Origin of the sequence: Pseudobacteroides sp., from assembly GCF_036567765.1 — a bacterium.
GTDB lineage: Bacteria > Bacillota > Clostridia > Acetivibrionales > DSM-2933 > Pseudobacteroides.
In genome coordinates this window covers 1-17,987 of the sequence record NZ_DATCTU010000044.1, presented here as the reverse complement: position 1 = coordinate 17,987, position 17,987 = coordinate 1, and the positions used below count along the sequence as shown (strand labels likewise).

Sequence of the window (17,987 nt, the reverse complement as noted above, 5' to 3'; positions counted from 1 at the left end):
TATGAATAAGATTCTTACCAATCAAAATAACGTTTCACCCATTATGAAATTTGATTTTAGAATATGCCTGTTAACCTGCTTTACCGCAGTTGTTTTCCTGTTTGTACTTGCGTGGGATATTGATATATCAGGCTTAAGCGTAACAAAAGCCATATCAATTATCAGTGTTTGGTCTTTTTTCCTTTTTATTTTTATAATGATGCTGAAAACCGGTAATACACATAAATTCAGGAGCATTGCATTCTTTAGTTTAGGTTTTATGTTTGCAGCAGGTTTAATATTAAATTTCAACCACTATGTAAAAACCGATTTATCAGGTACAAATGATAATTTAGTAAGAATTGATGATGTAGCAGAGGCTGTAATATACACTATGAATTTGCCTGGAAAAACAAAGGGAATTCTTTTCTTTGCTTTTATGTTTCTGCTTGTATGGGGAGGAGCAACCTTCGCTTTCGGAAGAGGGTTTTGTAGCTGGATATGCCCTGCCGGAGGAACAGATGATAAGCTTTCAAGCTTTATAAAAAATCCATACATTAAGGTGCTGGATAAGAAGTGGCTCAATTTGCCCTTTGCAATTTTGATCGTCATAGCTTTGCTTTTATTCGGTAAGGTGATTCCTACAACCCATTGTGCTAAGAATTGTCCTTCAAAGAATATCATTCATGCAGCTGCAATTCCTGTAAGCTCATTTTTGGGAGTACTGGCTATATTAAGCATTGCTTTTATTGCACTTGCAATTGTCCTGCCTCTTCTGACAGGAAAAAGAACTATGTGCTCGTTTATATGTCCTATAGGAAGGATTCAATCTCTGTTATCCAAAATCGGTTTAGTAAGGCTGGCTGTGAAAAAGGATAAATGCACCAGGTGTAATAAATGCATAAGTGTATGCACAAGCTTTGGGATATCAGAATCTGAAAATGATGGCTTAAAAATAAGCGATATGTGTACCAAATGTATGAGATGTCATGATAGTTGCCCATCTTCTGCTATTTCACTGCAGATACAGGATGAAAAAATATCCAATTTGTATTTCATTTATCCTGCCTATATGTTTATGGTAGTCTTTGGAATCAGAATGATGGCAAACTCTGTATATTGCATATTAAATTTATTTGTTTAGATTAAAAGATTGAAGTGATTAGTCGATTAATTAATTTTTGGATATAGTCCAATGGAGGACAAGAAATGAAAAGAAGAATTATTATTTTTATTATTTTATTTGCTATTTTATCTATAATATCAGTAGCAGGTATGGTCTATGCGGCAACTAAATGTCCCCTGGAAATCGAGAATGACCCATACCCTGGAAAATGTGGGCTGTATGTGGATGACGATGGGGATAAGATTTGTGACCTCTCCGAGATTGCACCGGCTAAAGTAGTTCAATCGCCAACACCCAAGCCAACGGAAATTGCCAAAACTCCAGCAACTACCAAGAATAAGGCTAATACCTCACAAGCCGCTGTGAGGAAGACACCGGTACCTTCAAAAGCGTTGGTAAATTCTACACCGACAAAAAAGCAACAGGTATCAGCTGTCACTGAAAGCAGTAATTCGAAAAAGCCGGGGGCAGAACCTGATAATACTGCATCTTTGGCTACAGGGAAAAACACTGTTTCTAAGATTCCTGAAAGTTCATCAGATGTAAAGCCTTCAAATGAAGTTGTAAACACTACTTTCAAGCCGGGGGGGAGCGGGAAACCTGCTGAAAATCAAGAACATACACAAGCTTCAGTTGATGCTGCAAATGAGAGTATAAAGGAAAGCAAATCAAGAGAAACTTTCCTGAGTAGCTTTATAGAAAAAATGTTCAGTACAAGGAATCTTATTACTTTGGTTTTCCTTTCTATAGCATCATTCCTACTGTTTTTACAGATAAAATGGAGGCAGTTTAAATGGCTACGTTATGTTTTATTAGGGACAAGCCTTGTTTATCTTGGGTTTGTCACGGGGGGGTGTCCATCACCTATAGGGTCTGTACAGCAGATTCCAATATTCTTTTCCAGCATTGTGCAGGGGAAGGCCCTTGATTGGGTTGTAGTTCTTATAGTGCCTATTGTGTTTGCCATATTTTTTGGAAGGGTTTACTGCGGAGGTGTCTGTCCTTTTGGGGCAGTTCAGGAATTTGTTCATAAAGCAGGTACAAAGCTTAGGCTCAATGTGCAGATAAAGTCGGGCACCGACAGAATACTAAAAAATCTCAGGTACATTTTCCTTGGAGGACTTTTTTTATTAGCAATTGCAACAGGTACTGCGTGGTTATGTAGGTTTGATCCTTTTGCAGCTTTATTTAACTTCAATTGGACCACCATAACATTAGTGGCTTCAGTGATAATGCTTATAGCCTCATTCATAAATTCAAGGCCTTTTTGCAGGTATATTTGTCCCTATGGGGTATTGCTGGCTTTAGTGTCAAGAGCAGTACTTGTCTTCAAGATGAAAAAACTCATTACATGGTGCAAAAATTGTACCATTTGTGAAAAATCATGTCCGACAGGAGCAATAAGCAGGGGGATTATAAGTGAGTCGGAGTGTATAAGGTGTGGAGAATGTATTGATGTGTGTCCTGTTAAAGAACACAAAGATAGGGATGTTAAGGATACGGCTGTAGAAAAGGTTCCTTCAATGTAAATAAAAAAGGGCTGTTCGTGGGGCAGCCCTTCATAATCCTTTATTTGTAATTTTTGAATGTGTGGAGAAGATTATGCTAGCTTATTGCCGATAAACCTTTCAGCCATAATACCTGCAATGGTTCCATCACCTACGGCTGTGGATATCTGGCGTATTTCCTTATCGCGGATATCACCGGCAGCAAATACACCCGGTACATTGGTAGACATATTGTTGTCTGTTATAATATAGCCATATTCCGATATGTTTAATATGCCTTTAAAAAGGGATACATTAGGCTCCATGCCTATATACACGAATATTCCGTCTGTATCCATTTCTGTAGTTTCTCCCGTTTCCTTGTTATGAAAAACCACCTTTTGAACAAAGTTTTCACCGGAAACATCCTTAATTTCGGTATTCCATAATACCTTTATCTGAGGATTTTTCAGCACCTCATCAACTGATGAACGTGATGCTTTAAACTGGCCTGATCTGTTAATAATTGTAATACTTTTTGCGTACCTTGTAAGAAATAAAGACTCTTCAACTGCCGAGGTTCCTCCACCGACAACTATTACATTGGCATCGACATAGAGTGCACCGTCACATGTGGCACAGTAGTGTATACCGCGGCCTCTGAACTGACGCTCGCTTTCCACAGGTAGTTTTCTGGGCTCCGCTCCTGTTGCAATTATTACGCTTTTGGCATAATAATCGTTGGTGTCGGTTTTTATATACTTTTCTTCGCCTGTGAAGTCGATACTCTTTATGCTCTGCATATCGTCAATCTGTGCACCAAAGTCAAGAGCCTGTTTTTTCATGTTTTCCATAAGATCAATGCCTCGTATAACACCATTTGTCCCCGGATAGTTGGCTATATGGAAGGTTGAGGCAACCTGCCCTCCCGGAAGACTTGTGTCTATTACAACTGTGTGGAGCTTGCTTCTGGCAGCATAAATAGCCGCAGTTAGGCCCGCAGGTCCTGCACCTATAATAAGTACGTCGCAGTGAACAATAGTATGTTCTTTTGAATCACAGGTTCTTTCAAGTATATTTTCAAGAGATTGTTTAAATTCAGGAAAGTTTATATACCCATTAAGCCTGGAGCAGGTTTCCTTCCCCTGTTTGAAAAATATTATGGTAGGGCTAGACTTAACGGAATATTTCTCTGCAAGCTGTCTGTTATGGGGCCTAAATACCTTTACAAACTTTAATTGGCCAGATAATGTAGCAGCAGACCTCTCAAATATCTGTGAAAAATTAGTACAGGGAAGACAGTCATCGGAGTAAAAATAAGCAACAACCGGAAGATCGCTTTTTAAAGCAACCTCTTCAAAGTTTGTGGAATCACATACGGTGTAAAATTCTGACACTTTCTTGTTACCTCCATTCTTCATGAATTATACTTATGGATGAAGTTATTTTATAAAAGTATATCAAATATTATTTTTTCCAATTATTTAAAATATACATCTATAACATACCACATAATACTTCGTCTTAAAATATATTTTAATGGAAAATGTTTATGCGATAAAAACATGTTGCGATTGCATAAAATAAAATATATAATTTAGGAAATTATATGTTTTGCTTATACCCTTAGGGGGTATTAATATAATATTAGGATTGAAGGAGGAGATTTTATGAACATTACAGTTTATTCAACACCTACATGCCCATGGTGTACCAGAGTTAAGGATTATTTGAAAGATAAGGAAGTTGGATTTAAAGAGGTTGATGTTTCAAAAGATCGGGAATCAGCAATGGAAATGATTAACAAATCCGGACAAAGAGGAGTACCGGTAATTGATATTGATGGGAACATCATTGTAGGTTTTGATCAGGCAGCTATTGATAACCTTTTGAAATAATCATCCGATCTGAAAAGTGATTTTTACGGCAAATGATTTAAGGTAACGGGATGTGAAAGCAGTCCGTTACCTTTTATAGTTTTATATTATTTATATGGCATTTGTTAGTTTTGTATATAAATTTGCAAATGCTGCTTATCTTTTTGGATGTCTTTGGGTGGTTTTCCTTGGTGCCTTCCTGAAAGTTTTTCTCTTTGACGGTTCAATTATTTTGCCTTCATAGAGTGCCTTTTCTTCAATGTTTATTTTTAAAGAATTCTTGTAACTTTTAATTGTCAATAGTTCCTTAGGGGAGACGATAGACACTGCCACGCCGCTTTTTCCTGCTCTCCCTGTCCTGCCGACCCTATGTACATAGGCTTTGGGATCCTCGGGGGCATTGAGGTTGAAAACATGTGTAATATCGCTAATATCAAGCCCTCTAGCAGCGATATCGGATGCAAGTAATATCTGTACCTTCCCGGATTTAAAATCATCCAATGCCTTTTTTCTATCTAGTTTAACGTTAGCTCCGTGAATGGCATGAACGTTAAATTTGTGATAAAGAAGCTTTGATAAAATAATTTCTATTTCATCGCTTTTGCTTGCGAAAATAATTGCCCTTTCAGGGTTTATTGTCCTAAGAAGCTTTCTCAGCATGTCAACCTTGTCCCGCTCCTCGGCAACAAAATATAAATGCTGGATTGTATCAGGGACGGCAATGACTTCCTCAACTTCAATATATTCAGGTTCTTTCATGATCTCCTCCGCCTTTTTTACGGTTAGTGTGGAGATTGTAGCGGAAAACATCATTATCTGTCTTTCTCGCAATGTGGCCTTTACGATAGCCTTAACATCTTCAAGTGTATTCTCAAGCATGAGCCTGTCAGCTTCATCAATTATTATTGACTTTACTGTATGTGCCGTTATCTTTCTCTTTTTAATAAGCTCAAGTATACGTCCGGCCGAGCCTACGATAACCTGGGGCTTTTCCCTAAGCTTAACTATTTGTCTTTCTATATTTACGTTTCCTATAATAAGGGCAGACCGTGCCTTGATGTCGGAGTTCTGGGATAAAAATTCAATCTGCTTGTGAACCTGTGCCGCAAGCTCATGTGTAGGTACAAGGATAATGGTATGAAGGTCCTTTGATTCTTTTAGCTTCTCAAAAATTGGTATAAGGTAAGCTAAGGTCTTACCTGTACCTGTCTGGGACCGTACTATCAGATCCTTGTTTTTTAAAACCTCCGGAATAACCTTTCTTTGTACATCTGTAGGAACAGTTATGTTTTGCTTTTTTAGTGCTGTGACTATGGACTGATCCATATTCAAGCTGTTAAATAATTCAATCACGTAAATCTCCTTTTACATTAATAGTTTTGTTTAGTTCTTCTTGTTGTTATTAATTCTTTCCACCAACTCGTTTAGATATGCCCAACGCTCTATTTTCTCTTCAAGCTGCTTTTCGAGGGCTTCCTTTTCTGAAAGAAGCTTTGGAAGAAGCTCGAAATTGCTGGATTCTACTTCGATTTTGCACGTGGTATTTTTTATGGCTTCTTCTAAAGAAGCTATTTCGTCGTCAATCTGTTCAAATTCCTTCTGTTCTTTGAAAGACAGCTTAAGGGGCTTATCTTTAACGGTTTCATTATAATTCTTTTCCTTGTTTTTTTCATTGTTCTGGCTAATGCTTTTTGTTTCGGATAAGGATTCCTTTTTATAACTCTGGTACTCTGAATAATTGCTGGTAAACTGTTTTATTAAACCATTGCCTTCAAATGCAAAAATGTTATTTACTATACGGTCAAGAAAATATCTGTCATGAGATACGGTAATAACTGCTCCCGGGAATTCGTCAAGATAGCTTTCCAGAATTGTAAGGGTTTGTATGTCCAAATCGTTTGTGGGCTCATCCAATAAGAGAACATTGGGTTCAGCCATTAGGACATTGAGTAAATAAAGCCGCCTCTTTTCTCCTCCTGAAAGCTTTGAAATAGGAGTCCACTGCACACTTGGAGGAAATAGAAATGTTTCAAGCATCTGGGATGCAGAAATCTTTCCCTCCTTAGTTGTTATATATTCTGCTGTTTGCCGTATATAGTCAATAACTCTCAAGCTGTGGTCCATTTCCTCGTTTTCCTGTGAGAAATAGCCTATTTTTACTGTTTCACCATAGCTTATGTTTCCGCTGTCAGGCTTCAGCCTGTCGGAAATGATTTTCATGAGAGTTGTTTTGCCCATTCCGTTTGGGCCTATTATACCAATCCTGTCATCTCTTTTTAAAATATAACTGAAATTGTTTATAAGTCTTATGTTGGAAAAACCCTTGCTTACATTTTCCATCTCAATTATTTTTCTTCCCAGACGGGAGGAACCAACCATAATCTCAATGTTGCCGGATAAGGTGCTGCCCTGCTGCTCCGAAAGCTTCTCAAACCTGTCTATACGAGCCTTTTGTTTGGTTGAACGTGCTTTTGCACCTCTGCGTATCCATTCCAATTCCTTTCTAAGAAGGCTTTGGCGTTTTCGTTCGGAGGATTGAATAAGCTCTTCCCTTTCAGCCTTAAGCTCTAAGAACTTGGTGTAGTTTGCTTCATAGCTGTACAGATTTCCGTTATCAAGCTCAATAACCCTGTTGGCCACCCTGTCGAGAAAGTAGCGGTCATGGGTTATCATAAGGAGGGCACCTTTACGGTTGTTAAGAAAATTCTCAAGCCAATCAACAGTGTCATTATCCAGATGGTTAGTAGGCTCGTCAAGAATGATGAGGTCTACTGGGTTTATGAGAACCCCGGCAAGTGCTACTCTTTTTCTCTGACCCCCTGAGAGTGTGCCCACATCAGCCTCAAAATCATATACGCCAAGCTTGGTAAGAATAGTTTTAGCTTCGCTCTCCATTTCCCATGCACCCATGGCATCCATGCTCTGGGTAAGTGACAGAAGCCTCTTTTCCAATTGCGAATCGGAATTTTCATTAAATTTATGAAGTGTATAATGGTATTCACTAATAAGCTTCATTACCGGTGTATCACCATCAAATACCTGACTTAATACAGTCATGCCTTTTTTTAGGTCAGGGTTTTGGGAAAGGTATCCGATCCGCACACCGCTTCCCTTTATAATCCTTCCTGTATCTGAAGTTTCAACACCGGCAATAACTTTCAGCAGGGTTGACTTGCCAACCCCATTTATGCCAATGAGCCCTATTTTTTCACCTTCATTGATTCCCAATGATATATCGTTAAACAAGATCTTCTCGCTATAGCTTTTTGAAATTCCTTCTGCCGATAGTATATTCATGAAATCGTCCCTTCACGAATAGATACCCACCTATAACTTTGCAGACAAGTATCTATAAAACTTTATATAATTATAGCAGACTTCATATAGTTATAGCTACATACTTATTCAAAATCCACATCCGGAGCCAATATAACTCTTGCAGGAAGGGCTTCAGTTTTATCAATCTTAAGGGGCAGGGCAATCATCTGATATATTCCTTCCTCCACATGTGCCAATCTAAGCCCTTCAATTATGATAATTCCGCTCCCCAAAAGAATTTTATGGGTCTCGTGACCTGGTTGAGCCCTTTCTATGCCAAGTGCATCGGTTCCAACGCCTTTTATACCTATGCTGCTGATATATTCTGCACCTGTCACATCAAGATAGACAAAATCAGGATCAAAGTTGGTGCAAAAGGAGTTTTTCGTCTTAAATAGAATGAAATCACAGGAGGGTAGAACCTTTGATCTCAGATCGTATTCTGTTATTTTACCTTCTACCCCCGTAAGATCAATAACAAAACATTTTGCAACAAGCCTATGGATATCAAGGGATTCAGAGGTCTTTCCTCCTTCTATCATGTGAAGAGGCATATCGATATGGGTTCCTGTGTGGAGGTCCATATCTATTCTGGATTCATATGAACTACCCTTTTTAAAATCACTTGTTACAGTTATTACCGGACGTTTTTCATCTTTATTTTTATATACGGGCATATCCCTATGGATTGTCATGCTTACATCGATAATTTTCATTGTAAACCTCCATGTATGTTACTCATTCCACCACTTATGCCCTTTTTTTGCCAAAAGCTCGTCAGCTTCAGGGGGGCCAAAAGTATCTGGTTTATAGTTTGGAAAATCCGGCTTTTCTTCATTCCATAATTGTGCTATATTATCAACCAGCATCCAGGATGCTTCAATTTCATCCCAACTGGTAAAAAGCGTCTGATCATTCTTTAATGCATCTGCCAGAAGCCTCTCGTAAGCCTCGGGAGAGTTGTGCTCCAGGCTGCAGTTCTGGCAGAAATCCATTTTTACGTTTGCTATTTCATTGTGTGTACCCGGCTTTTTAGCATTAAAGCTGAAGGACACGCCTTCGCTTGGTTGAATCCTTATTTCCATGAGGTTAGGCTGCATGCCTTTGTATTCCTTGAAATACAGTATTTCAGGAAGGGATTTGAACTCTATAATTACCTTAGTTATCTTTTGTCTCATCCTTTTACCCGTCCTAAGATAAAACGGCATATTGCCCCAGCGGAAATTTCCCGCCATAAGGCTCGCAGCTATAAAGGTTTCGGTATTTGATTCCCTGGGTATTCCGCTTTCATTTCTGTATGCAGGAACTTCCCTTGAACCAATAGCGCCGTCACTGTACTGGCCTCGTACTATATTTTCCTTAATGGTACCAAGATTATTCCTGGTAATGCTTCTTAGGAGCTTAATTTTTTCGTCCCTTATGGACTTGGCATCAATGGAAGCAGGAGGTTCCATTGCAACCAGAGCCAAAAGCTGCAGCATATGGTTTTGGAGCATATCCCTTAAAGCTCCTGAGGAATCATAGTAATCTGCCCTGTTTTTTATCCCTAATGTTTCAGAAGAAGTTATTTGAATGTTTTCAATATAGCGGCTGTTCCAGAAGCTCTCAAACATTGCATTTCCAAAACGGATTACAAGGATATTTTGGAGCATCTCCTTGCCTAAATAGTGATCTATTCTGAAAATGTTTTCCTGTGGGAAAACCTCTGAAATTATTTTGTTAAGATATTGAGCTGTTTTAAGATCATGCCCGAAGGGCTTTTCAATAATAAGTCTCTGCCAACTGCTATTATTTTCAGCCATGCCAAAAGCGTGAAGATTGCAGGTTACTGTCTCAAAAAAAGAGGGAGCAACCGAGAGATAGTAAAGCCTGTTCCCCTCTGTAGAAAATGAGGTGTCCAAGCTATTTAAGTATGATTTTAAACCGTCATAGTCTTCTGAATGGGTTATCTCCATTCTATAGTAATGTATTTTTTGTGAAAACAACTCCCATACATCCTTATTCAACTTGAATCTGGAGTGTTTTTCAACAGAAGCTTTAAGCTCCTCCCTGTAGCTTTCATGGTTTTTATCTTTTCTGCCCACGCCAACTACTAGAAATCCTTGGGGCAGCATACCTTCATGGAAGAGATTGTATAGTGCGGGAATAAGTTTTCTGTGTGTAAGGTCACCGGTGCCTCCGAATATAGTCATAATGCAAGGTGAATCTATCTTTCTATCCATTATATAAAACCCCCGAAGATACTATTTTTTTACTACCGAATGTCCTCCGAACTCATTTCTTAGACCAGCTACTACTTTTCCTGTAAATGTATCCTCTTTTTCGGAACGGTACCTTGCAAACAATGACTCTGTAATAACAGGTGCTGCTACTTTTAGTTCAAGTGCCTCCTGAACGGTCCACAATCCTTCCCCGGAGGACTGAACAATGCCTTTTATGCCATTGAGACCAGCATCTTTTTTAAACATTCTTGCAGCAAGCTCCATAAGCCAGCCCCTTATTACCGACCCGTTGTTCCATACATCTGCAATGCTTTCCAAATCCAGATCAAACCGGCTTTCTTTCAATATTTCAAAGCCTTCTCCAATTGCCTGCATCATGCCGTATTCTATTCCATTATGAACCATTTTTACAAAATGCCCCGAGCCATTAGGTCCGGTATGGATAAAACCGTTCTCGATACTGATGCTTTCCAATAAGGGTTTAAGAGTATTATAGGCTTCTTGGGATGCACCTATCATGGCACATATTCCGTTTCTGGCTCCTTCCATGCCTCCGCTGGTGCCTATATCCACAAATTCAATCCCTAAGGGCTCCAACTTTTCAAACCGTCTTAGTGTATCCTTATAATTAGAATTACCCCCATCAATAAGGATATCGCCTTTGGAAAGGTAGGGGGAAATATTGTCTATCATATCATCGACAGGCTTTCCGGCTGGTATCATTAGCCATATAATTTTAGGACTACTGCCGGACATTTTATCAATAAAGGTTTCCAATTCAGTGTAGCTTTCAATACCATAAGTTTTAGCCTCTTGTGCAGCTTTCCGGGAAATTTCAAATGCGATGATATTATGATTGTTATCCTTCATATTCAGGGCCAGATTTAAACCCATTTTGCCCAAACCAACAAGTCCTATTATCATTTCATACCTCCTGAGTTTTACTATTCACGTATAAAGCACATTAATTAAATACCCTCGTTTATCATATGTGAAACTGGGTCCAATAAATGTATTTTAGAAAAAGTTTAGACTCAATCAAGTGTTAATGTTGACATAATTTTTGCCGATATATATTTTGTGTAATAATGCTTAGTCATGATTATTTAATATTTGCCCAATACTATTACATGAAGGAGTTCAATAATGTTAAATAATAGCCATAATGATTTAAGGGGCTTTGGGTCAAATGAAAAAGCCAATCAGATAGCATCACTGATATTTGGTGTATCTACAATTTTTGGTGTAATTTTATATTTTATATTAAGGACAATTATTATAGGTATATCTGGAAAGATTATGGCTATTTGTATGTTTATGGCATTGCTTTCAGTGCTGCCATATTTTTTAAGCAAAGTTACAAGAAGACAAAACCTTATAACATATATAAATTCAATAATTTTTGCATCGACTTATATAATTCTAATTCTAGGAGACAGACAGGCCGCCTCTTTAACCATATGGAGTTCAATATTCGTTCTTGTGATAATGTCCTTGTTGTATACAAGCCGCATTGTTCTGACAACATTATCTATTACATCGATGGGGCTATTAACCTATCTAGCTTTTAAACAGCCTGAAGAAACAGTAAATCTAAATATATCAGATCATTTAGGTAGAATAGGGATACTTGCAATGGTAATAGCTGTTTCATATTATACCAATTACTTACTGAATCAAAGAGCTAATGAAAATATAAGAAAACTTAATGAAATGTCTCTTCAAAGGGATGAAATTGAAGCACTCTATGAGGAGATAACTGCAACAGAGGAGGAACTCAGGGATAAATATGATGAATTGGTAAACTACCAGGAAAGCTTAAGGCAAAGTGAAGATAGATACAAAAAGATATTTGAAGCAAGCAATGAAGCACTCTTTGAATGGGATTTAAGCAGCAATAAAAAGTATTTGTCGGAAAACTGGTACTCAATATTTGACTCCGACTCTGAAGGTGAGTTTCTCATCGAAGAATGGTTTGAGAAAATTCATCCTGAGGACTTGTCTTCTGTTTTTAAAAATATTGAAAGATTAAAAAAAGGTGAAATCAATATTTACGAAACGGAGTTCCGATACAAAAACTACTTCAATAACTATAACTGGTTCAGTGCCAAGTTCGTCGCAGTTAAAAATCATATTGGTGATGCAGTGCACCTTTTAGGTGCATTTATAAACATACATGAGAAAAAGACTCAACATGACGAACTTATTTTTATTGCATCCCATGATGTACTTACAGGGCTGCCTAATAAATTGTGGTTTATTGATTATTTTTCAGGAATTATAAAGGAAAATAAAAAAGGGTTTCTTATACTGATGGATATAGATAATTTTAAGTATATTAATGATGTGTTCGGTCATCCTGTAGGTGACACAGTTCTAAGACTCCTTTCAAAAAATATAATTAATCTCGGCAAGGATTATACTATTGCTAAATTTGGCGGAGACGAATTTGTTTGTTGTATTTCAGGGGAAGAAAAAAATTTGAAGGAAGCTTACGACAATATCCTTGAGATAATTACTACTCCTATACAATACAAAGATCAGGAATTCATCTTGGGCGTAAGTTCAGGTGTTGTTGAGTTTAAAAGTGGGGCAAATGATGTTCATGATTATATTAAAAAAGCTGAAATAGCAATGTATAAAGCAAAAGAGCTCGGTAAAAACAACTGGGTAATATTTGATGAAAAAATGAATGAAGAAGTTATACGGACATCCAAGTTGGAAAACGGACTGAAGAATGCTTTGCACTCCCACGAGTTTATGGTATATTACCAGCCCCAGTATATGATAAGAGGGAAAAAACTTTTTGGTTATGAGGCACTTATTCGCTGGTATAACCCGGAATTCGGTTTTGTAACGCCTGATTCATTTATAGGGCTTGCTGAAACAACAGGAATTATTAATGATATAGGCTATTTTGTTATAAATGAAGCATGCAAGTTTATTCTGGAACTGGATGACAGGGGATGGAAGGATATCACCATATCGGTTAATGTTTCGCCTATACAGCTGTCAAATCAGATGTTTGAAGAGAAGGCTCTAAAGATTGTAGAGTATTACAATATAAAGCCTGAGAGATTATGCTTTGAGGTCACAGAAACAGCAGTCATGCAATCATTTAAGGACAATGTAGATAAGTTGGGGCGACTAAGGGAAAAAGGCTTTAAGATATCCCTCGATGACTTTGGCACAGGTTATTCATCCCTTAGTTATTTAAAATCAATCCCTGTTAGTGAGGTTAAAATTGATAGGTCGTTTATAAATGACATATGCAAGAGGAAAGAAATGAATATTAAGCTTGTAAAAGCAATTATCGAAATATCCCATGATTTTGGCTTCAAAGTTGTGGCAGAAGGGGTTGAAGAGCATTCGCAGTTGGAAGTGCTGGATGAAATGAATTGTGACATGGTGCAGGGGTATCTTTTCAGCAAGCCTGTTCCGTCGGAAGAGGCACTAAAAATTTCGGATAGCTGCATGCAGGGTGTATAAGTTAATAGGATGAGGGAAAAGGGGAATCAGCTTACTGATAAAATAATCGGTAAGCTGTTTTTATTAATGTCTCAGAAATTATGGTGTATGCTACATCATAATTTCTTACGACAACGACCAAGGTTGATAAAATCGCAAGCGATTTTGTATAAGTTGTTGACAAACATATCGGCTGCCGTTATAATATAATTATATCGGATGACGATATAACGTGATACGAAATAACGGGGGCAGATATAATGGGACAGAGTAAAGAGAGCATTGTTTTGACAGAGGCAGTTTATTATATTCTTCTATCGCTTTATAAGCCAATGCATGGATATGGGATAATGCAAAACGTAATGGATCTAAGTGATAGTAGAGTTAATCTGGCAGCGGGAACGCTATATGGTGCAATAAATACTTTGCTTGAAAAGGGTTTTATAATAGCAGTTTCAGGAGAATCTAATTCACGTAAAAAGGAATATCAAATTACCGAATTAGGCAAAGAAGTTGTTAATAACGAAATTGAAAGGCTTCGGGAACTGGTTAGAAATGGGGAAAAAATTACAGGGGGAGAAGAAAAATGAGACATACTATTTACAAATTTTTTTTCGCGTGGGATTTTGAGAAAGAGGAAAAATGGCTGAATGAAATGTCGGCAAAAGGGTTGCAGCTTGTATCGGTAGGGTTTTGTAAATATGTCTTTGAGGAAGGTATACATGGAGAATATACATACAAATTAGAGCTTTTAGAAAACCTTCCATCAAATTATGAAAGCTCTTCATATATTAAGTTTCTTGAAGAAACAGGAGTAGAGCATATCGGCTCACTGTTTCGCTGGGTATATTTTAGAAAGAAAACTACTAGTGGAGCATTTGAGATATACTCGGATATTGAATCCAAAATCAAGCATTATAAACGGATTATGACTTTACTAGCCTGCTTAATACCAGTAAGTGTATTTCCTACTATTTTAAACTGGAGTCGTTTTTATGAAGAAGGGGATAAACTACGACTGGTTTTAGTCAGCGTTACTACTATTCTGGCTATATTAATTGTACTGGGAATAGCTAAGACGTCAAGAAATATTAAGCGGTTAAAAAAAGAAAAACTTATTCGAGAATAGAATGACTATTAAGGATTGGGAGTATATAGATATTATAATTTTGAAGTAGGTTTTGAGGAGGGAAAGCATATGCAATTGGAGGCAGACGGAATAATTTTAAGAAAGTGGAGAAATGATAATCTGAAGGATTGTATTAATTCGCTTTAAGTGATAAAGCACTTTCCCTTCAAAAAAGATAGCATGTATTTTAAAATTGCACATAATTTTTATATAAAAGCTGGCTCACCTGATACATACTATGATATATCAGGAAGCCGGCTTATATTTGTAGGAAATTATTGAGCCATAAGCAGATGGATTTTATTCAACTCCGGGTATTTCTACTACAGGATTAACATCACTCTCATAGTCGACACCCTTTAAGCCAAAGCCAAAGAGCTTGAAGAAATCACTGCGGTAACCTTCCAAATCTGAAAGTGAGTTCACGTTTTCCGTAGTAATTTGTTCCCATGCAGGTTTAATTCCTTCCTGAACATCACTTCTCATTTCCCAATCGTCGATACGGATTTTGCCAGAATCATCGAGTGTAGGTGAGTCGGAGTATAGGCCCTCTGCAAAAAGGCGGTATGCCTGCTCTATGCAACCTTCATGAAGTCCTTTTTCCTTCATTATCTTATACAATATAGATATATAAAGGGGTACTATCGGAATAGCTGAGCTTGCCTGTGTAACCAGAGCCTTATTCACTGAAATATAGGCTTTTCCATCAATGTCTTTAAGCTGAGCTGTTATTGCTTTAGATGAATTGTCAAGGTGTTCCTTTGCCTTGCCAATCGTACCGTTTGTATAAATTGCATGTGTCAACTCAGGGCCGATATATGAAAAAGCAACTGTTTTAAAACCGCTTTCAAGCACTCCGGCACTCTTAAGTGCCTGAATCCACATTTCCCAATCTTCACCGCCCATAACTGCTACGGTATCTTTTATTTCATCCTCGCTAGCGGGTTGAATTGTAACTTCCGATACAACGCCGCTGTGAAAATCTATTGTTTTATTGGTAAATGGATTGCTTATAGGCTTTATAACAGAATTGTGGGTAACTCCTGTCTTTGGGTGTATGCGCCTTGGGGAAGCAAGGCTATATACAACCATATCTATCTTACCCAGATCTTTTTTTATTAATTGGATAGTTTTATCTTTTATTTCATCGGAAAACGCGTCTCCGTTTATATTTTGGGAGTAAAGTCCAGCTTCCTTGGCTTTCCTATCAAAGGCAGCAGCGTTATACCATCCTGCTGATGCAGTCTTAGTCTCTGAAGCAGGCTTTTCGAAGAAAACACCTATTGTAGCTGCACCTGATCCAAAAGCTGCTGCAATTCTTGAAGCCAGCCCATAACCGGTGGAAGCACCTATTACCAATACTTTTTTAGGACCTTCTAAGGGAACCTTGCCTTTTATATAATTAATCTGCTCCTGAACATTTTGTGCACAACCTTCTGGGTGTGCAGTTGTACAAATAAAGCCCCTGGTTTTTGGTTTTATAATCATTTTATGCTCCTTTCAAACAAATCAACTTCATAAAAATCAATCAATTTTGAGTTTTATTTATCCCAAAGTGACTTTTCCTTAGTAATTATATGGCCTTTTTGAAAAATTTACAATGCTTAAGTTATTAAATTAGGTTATTCTTGCTCTATTAAGTTAAGCATCTTGACTGTAGCTTTAATGGATGAGGCTGTTTGGTCGGAGTCCAATCCCCTTGTCTTAAATTCTTTATCCTTATACCAGGTTATAACTGTTTCAACCAATGCATTAGTTTTTCCTCCGGGAGGAATTGTAACGATATAATCAACCAGTGTCGGAAGGGTTTTATTGAGGCTTGAATAAATCTTGCTAAGTGCCTTCATGAATGCATCATACTGACCGTCACCTGTAGCGGTTTCCTCATAAACTACACCATCAATCTCTATTTTTAGAGTAGCAACAGGACTTAAGTTCTGAGCATGGCATATATAATAATTTATGAGTTTTACCTTTTCGGTAAGTGCTTGGGATCCTAGTACATCAGATACAATAAAAGGCAAGTCTTCAGTTGTGATGCTTTCTTTCTTATCGCCAAGCTCAACTATCCTTTGGGTTACACGGGCAATAGCATCGCTTTCAAGGAAAATTCCCAGCTCTTCGAGATTTTTAAGGATGCTGGCCTTCCCGGAAGTCTTCCCAAGTGCATATTTTCTTAATCTTCCGAACCTTTCAGGAACAAGCTTATTAAAATAAAGGTTGCCCTTTTTATCACCATCTGCGTGAACTCCGCAGGTCTGAGTAAACACATATTCTCCAATAATAGGCTTGTTAACAGGAATCCTTATACCTGAGAATGCTTCTATCAATTTGCTTATTGAATTTAATTTTGATTCATCTATGGTGGTTTCAACATCGCTAAAATGATCATTGATTACACCTACTATGCTTGATAGAGGAGTATTTCCCGCTCTTTCTCCAAGTCCGTTAACTGCGGTATGAATACCTGAGAAGCCTGCGTGTATAGCCATAAATGAATTTGAAACAGCCATATCATAGTCGTTGTGGCCGTGGAAATCAAATTTCAAGCCCGGGTACCTTTCAACCATCATTTTGCATAGCTCATATGTCTGTTTGGAATTTAATATACCGAGGGTATCAGGAAGCATAAACCTCATAACGGGAAGCTTATTAAGATTGTCTACAAGGAAGAATACATAGTCAGGTGAGTTTAATATGCCGTTTGACCAATCCTCCAGGTAAACATTTACCTTTATGTTTTTCTGAACAGCATAGTCAATAACAAACTTAATGTCTTCAAGATGCTGATCCGGTGTTTTGCGAAGCTGGTTGGTCACATGGTTAAGAGAACCTTTGCATAAAAGATTCATAACCTTGGCACCGGATGATACAATCCAGTCGACGGATCTTGTTTTATCTATGAATCCAAGCACTTCGACCTTTTCGAGGCAGCCGCATTTCTGACACATGGAAGTTATGGCCTGCACTGAAGCTAATTCTCCTGCAGATACATTTGCTGATGCAACTTCTATCCTGTCAACTTTTACATCTTCCAATAATGTCTTTGCTATTGTAAGTTTTTCATGCTGTGTATAAGCAAGGCCGGGAGTTTGTTCTCCATCTCTCAAGGTTGTATCCATAATCTCAATTCTCATATGATGTATACCTCCATTCAAATTAAAAATTCTTAAACCCTTTTTCCTATATTATTACTCTTAATATAGACATAAATAAAAGCCTTCGCCCCTATAACAGGACGAAAGCCTAAAATTTCGTTAACCACCTGATACAACATACAAACATATGCGTTCCTTTTAACGGTAGAAAACCATACACTAGATTATTTTGAGGGAGCCAGTAAAAATTATTTTATTTCTAGATCAAAAGCAGAAAGCTACA

The 17,987-nt window shown here is 37.7% G+C and carries 14 protein-coding genes and 1 pseudogene; 6 read left to right on the top strand and 9 right to left on the bottom strand.

Going from position 1 to position 17,987, the window contains the following annotated elements; translation table 11 throughout:
- Window position 1: 1 nt before the first annotated feature.
- Together VIO64_RS07640 and VIO64_RS07635 are read left to right on the top strand one after the other, a co-directional pair.
- Window positions 2-1,123, top strand: coding sequence for a 4Fe-4S binding protein (locus VIO64_RS07640; RefSeq protein WP_331916787.1), 1,122 nt, complete (start codon window positions 2-4; stop codon window positions 1,121-1,123).
- Between the two features lie 65 nt (window positions 1,124-1,188).
- Entirely contained in the window at window positions 1,189-2,634 is a 1,446-nt protein-coding gene (locus tag VIO64_RS07635) for a 4Fe-4S binding protein (RefSeq protein WP_331916785.1), read from the top strand.
- 71 nt (window positions 2,635-2,705) lie between these two features.
- Here VIO64_RS07635 and trxB read toward each other — a convergent pair whose 3' ends face one another.
- Window positions 2,706-3,632 (bottom strand): thioredoxin-disulfide reductase, encoded by a 927-nt coding sequence (gene trxB / locus VIO64_RS07630; protein ID WP_331916868.1) that lies wholly within the window; start codon window positions 3,630-3,632, stop codon window positions 2,706-2,708.
- 57 nt (window positions 3,633-3,689) lie between these two features.
- Window positions 3,690-4,013 (bottom strand): annotated as a pseudogene (locus VIO64_RS07625) (thioredoxin family protein); the annotation flags it as partial.
- Between the two features lie 249 nt (window positions 4,014-4,262).
- Here VIO64_RS07625 and VIO64_RS07620 point away from each other — a divergent pair.
- Window positions 4,263-4,490: a glutaredoxin family protein gene (locus tag VIO64_RS07620; RefSeq protein WP_331916783.1), complete on the top strand. Its 228-nt coding sequence runs from the start codon at window positions 4,263-4,265 to the stop codon at window positions 4,488-4,490.
- Window positions 4,491-4,625: 135 nt separating this feature from the next.
- Here VIO64_RS07620 and VIO64_RS07615 read toward each other — a convergent pair whose 3' ends face one another.
- The 5 genes from VIO64_RS07615 to gnd all read right to left on the bottom strand — a co-directional run bounded on the left by VIO64_RS07615 (window position 4,626) and on the right by gnd (window position 10,933).
- The gene (locus VIO64_RS07615) at window positions 4,626-5,822 is read right to left on the bottom strand and encodes a DEAD/DEAH box helicase (protein ID WP_331916781.1); all 1,197 of its coding nucleotides are present in this window, start codon (window positions 5,820-5,822) and stop codon (window positions 4,626-4,628) included.
- A 30-nt stretch (window positions 5,823-5,852) separates the two neighbouring features.
- Window positions 5,853-7,766: an ABC-F family ATP-binding cassette domain-containing protein gene (locus VIO64_RS07610; RefSeq protein WP_331916779.1), complete on the bottom strand. Its 1,914-nt coding sequence runs from the start codon at window positions 7,764-7,766 to the stop codon at window positions 5,853-5,855.
- Window positions 7,767-7,870: 104 nt separating this feature from the next.
- Complete coding sequence (locus VIO64_RS07605; RefSeq protein WP_331916777.1) at window positions 7,871-8,503, bottom strand: cyclase family protein; 633 nt, start codon at window positions 8,501-8,503, stop codon at window positions 7,871-7,873.
- A gap of 18 nt (window positions 8,504-8,521) precedes the next feature.
- Entirely contained in the window at window positions 8,522-10,009 is a 1,488-nt protein-coding gene (zwf, locus tag VIO64_RS07600) for a glucose-6-phosphate dehydrogenase (RefSeq protein WP_331916775.1), read from the bottom strand.
- A gap of 21 nt (window positions 10,010-10,030) precedes the next feature.
- Entirely contained in the window at window positions 10,031-10,933 is a 903-nt protein-coding gene (gene gnd, locus VIO64_RS07595) for a phosphogluconate dehydrogenase (NAD(+)-dependent, decarboxylating) (protein ID WP_331916773.1), read from the bottom strand.
- Between the two features lie 222 nt (window positions 10,934-11,155).
- Between gnd and VIO64_RS07590 the strand changes: the two genes are divergently transcribed.
- The 3 genes from VIO64_RS07590 to VIO64_RS07580 all read left to right on the top strand — a co-directional run bounded on the left by VIO64_RS07590 (window position 11,156) and on the right by VIO64_RS07580 (window position 14,606).
- Complete coding sequence (locus VIO64_RS07590; protein WP_331916771.1) at window positions 11,156-13,498, top strand: EAL domain-containing protein; 2,343 nt, start codon at window positions 11,156-11,158, stop codon at window positions 13,496-13,498.
- Window positions 13,499-13,737: 239 nt separating this feature from the next.
- The gene (locus VIO64_RS07585; RefSeq protein WP_331916769.1) at window positions 13,738-14,067 is read left to right on the top strand and encodes a PadR family transcriptional regulator; all 330 of its coding nucleotides are present in this window, start codon (window positions 13,738-13,740) and stop codon (window positions 14,065-14,067) included.
- Window positions 14,064-14,606: a DUF2812 domain-containing protein gene (locus VIO64_RS07580; RefSeq protein ID WP_331916767.1), complete on the top strand. Its 543-nt coding sequence runs from the start codon at window positions 14,064-14,066 to the stop codon at window positions 14,604-14,606. The genes VIO64_RS07585 and VIO64_RS07580 overlap by 4 nt, the downstream gene beginning before the upstream one ends.
- A gap of 300 nt (window positions 14,607-14,906) precedes the next feature.
- Here the strand turns inward: VIO64_RS07580 and fabV are convergent, their stop codons facing one another.
- Together fabV and VIO64_RS07570 are read right to left on the bottom strand one after the other, a co-directional pair.
- A complete protein-coding gene (fabV, locus tag VIO64_RS07575) occupies window positions 14,907-16,094 on the bottom strand; it encodes an enoyl-ACP reductase FabV (RefSeq protein ID WP_331916765.1) in 1,188 nt (395 codons plus the stop codon).
- Window positions 16,095-16,228: 134 nt separating this feature from the next.
- Window positions 16,229-17,743 carry an alpha-isopropylmalate synthase regulatory domain-containing protein gene (locus VIO64_RS07570; protein WP_331916763.1) on the bottom strand — a complete coding sequence of 505 codons (1,515 nt, stop codon included), beginning with the start codon at window positions 17,741-17,743 and terminating at the stop codon, window positions 16,229-16,231.
- Window positions 17,744-17,987 lie beyond the last annotated feature (244 nt).